This is a genomic window from Microcoleus sp. K5-D4, from assembly GCF_036704575.1.
Lineage (GTDB): Bacteria > Cyanobacteriota > Cyanobacteriia > Cyanobacteriales > Microcoleaceae > Microcoleus.
The window spans coordinates 1-2,834 of the sequence record NZ_JAUBSD010000180.1 but is presented as its reverse complement, the minus strand read 5'-3'; the positions used below and the strand labels follow the sequence as shown (position 1 = coordinate 2,834).

Here is a 2,834-nt window from a genome sequence, read left to right as displayed (position 1 = left end):
AGCTTTTATCAACAAGGTATGCGGGCCGCAACCCTTATACAGTCTATCTCGTAGACCTCTTTGTCACCCCCCCAGCATTTCGACTTCAGGCTGACCCTACGCAGATACATAGGATTTAGGTTGGGGATTTTTTCTACGGGGCGGCGATAACCGCCCTTTAAGTCCAAAGGGGCAACAAACTTTTATAGGAAAAGTTAGGATTAGGCATGGTCAATAGCGAAACAACAAGCCCGAATGTAACAGCCTCCGAACTCAGCCTCCTCTCTCAGTTAGATGAGTTAAGGAGTGCTTGGCAGGAATTTTATCCTAAGCAAGCAGAGGGTGGTTTACTGGCTTTGAGCGGATTTGATTACCAATTCCTGTTGACACTGCTGAAAATAGTTCGTCAATGGAAAGAAGCTTCTGAAGCCGAGCGCCAAGACCCGAATACAGCGCATAAAATTCTCGCCGAAGCCATTTCAGACATTACTGAATCAGGTACATTTGTTACTCTGACACAAGTCAAACAGACTCTTTCAGACAGTGCAGTTAGTAAAGCGCTTGAAGAACTTTGGAAAATTTTTAATCTTGCTTCTGAACGTACACCAGAGTTGGTAGAACATTTACGGTTCATAATCTCTGGAAATAACGAGGAAATTAAAAACGATAGAAATACCAATGACGTTATTCAGGGGTGGGGGACTAAATCAAAAGAAAAAGACTCTAAAAAACTTGCTCAATTTAAAGCTCGTGTCAGTTATGAGCTTGTTTCTGACCCAAGAGTAGACTTAACGACTGAGTTAGAAAATCTTTCACGGGATGAGGATACAGAAACAACTATAGGACGATGGTTAGGCTATCTTCTTCAACTTGGTTCAGGCTTATCTCCTGAGCGTATAAGCGCTCTTATATGGCGGGAACTCATAAATGATAAAAGCTTGGAAGCGTTCCGAGCAACACAGGCAAGATTATTAAGCCGATCGCGCTATCGACTTTGTGTTGTTCGACATACACTCGGTGGCAGTCTGTCTCTACCTAGGACAGATTTACTCTCACAGCTACAAGCATCTGTACTCACGAAGCGGATAACCCTTCTCATCGGGCCATCGGCATCTGGAAAATCAGCACTTTGCAAGCTGGCTATGCAAAAAAACTTTCCAGATTATACGCGCTTGTTTCTCCATCCGTCTGACATTATTTCCTTCACAGAAACCCCAGACTCCACATCTAGCCGTACAAGACGTATTGATGAACTCTTAACAGCTCAGGTAATTGAGAAGCCCATCATCATCATAGATGACCTGAGTGATGTCAATGATCAAAGCTTTGATTGTGTACTTAACCTTCTTCAAAATGCTTTGGCTAGCGAGACATCAACGGATGTGCGTTTCGTTCTCGTGGCGCATCTAGATGCTGAACGCCGAGTTCGTGACAAAATTGATGCTCGACTTGGCGCAGAACTTTCTATTGATGTTGTTAAGTTACCACAACTACCTATTAACGATCTTCAGTCATCTCATACTTTACCAGCCGACGTTGCTAGTCTTGTTCAACGCGCTGATGAGTTTGGGCCTGCCTTGAACCTTAAGCTTCTTGACTGGCTGATTAGTAGCGTTCAGCAGGATGGTATCAATACTTCAGCATTCAAAAATGACCTAGACCTGCTTGCTTGGTTCTGGCGCTCTCATGTAGGAAATGGACGCGAAGTCAGTGAAGAAGGTTCTGAGCTAATTAGGACAGCCATTTCATTAGCCAATAATTTTACTCCCGATCTGTCTCTCTATGACTCTAAAATTAATTCCAAAATTTTAGAGACCTTGGTGCGACGAGACTGTCTTCGAGTTGCAGATGAAAAAGTAGCTGTCACACACCGTTTTGTAGGAGATTGTGCAAGGTTTCGCTACCTTCTGGGGAAACGTCGCGAACTAGATGTCAGTAAGCTTGCAACGAAGCTGAGAAATCCTCTTTGGTCTCAGCCTGTGCGCTGGTTTGCTTTGTATCTTGCGATGAAATCAGAAGAGACTGAAACATGGCAGGAATTACTGCAAGAGGCAAAGGAAGGTAATCATTTACAGCTTATTGACTTACTTCTCGATGGCGCGATCTTGAGCAGACAGCCAAGTTCAGTTCTCCAAGGCTGTTCCGGCGAACACCTTCCTTTTTTCATCAAGCATCTCATCTCTCGTCTTCTAGCGATCGCAACTTTTCCAAATCCAGCCCTTGCAGGAATCTCTGAATCTAGGTCTGCGGGCACAAGGCTGGTCATACAGGAGCAGATAACGGGAATTCCAAAAGCGCATTTGTGGGAACCTGTGTGGCGATGGCTCTTATCTCAAAATCCAGAGACTGTAATCGAGGAATCTTGTTTAGTTTTCAGAGTGGCTGAGGCTTGGCTGAAGTGGGGAATATTTGCAGAAAAATTTTCTTTCCGGGTTGAGGTTGCAGAGTTTGTCCTTAACTTGCTGCAAAGAATATTGCTGCCCGATCCTGATCCACCCCATCCTGAACCAGAAGCGCGAGTAGACAGTTGGGAAGACCTAAACCAGATAACCGAGCTAAGACAACAAGGAGCGTTACCTTTCCCTGTCCATAAAAAACAATATTATTTAGGTGATTTTTCATCAAATGCTTTTGCCTGTATAGTGTTTGCGCTCAAGATTATTCCAGAGCGTTCAGCCTGGTTTTTGAGAGTTTTAGCAGGACGAGAGATTACACCAGCAAATAGATTAGAACCAACTGAAACCTCTTTTTCTTTCACTAGACATGGTGTAGGTGTGCTTGCAGGGTAAGAGCATCTCAATTAGGCTTGACACAAGGACTCAGAAGAATCTAATGTAGGGTCAATAAAACAAGAA

1 protein-coding gene is annotated in these 2,834 nt (G+C 43.9%); it reads left to right on the top strand.

Annotation, left to right across the window (positions count from 1 at the left end; all coding sequences use genetic code 11):
* Positions 1-206: 206 nt before the first annotated feature.
* Positions 207-2,768: a hypothetical protein gene (locus QUA77_RS28815; RefSeq protein ID WP_333454032.1), complete on the top strand. Its 2,562-nt coding sequence runs from the start codon at positions 207-209 to the stop codon at positions 2,766-2,768.
* The last annotated feature ends 66 nt before the right edge of the window (positions 2,769-2,834 follow it).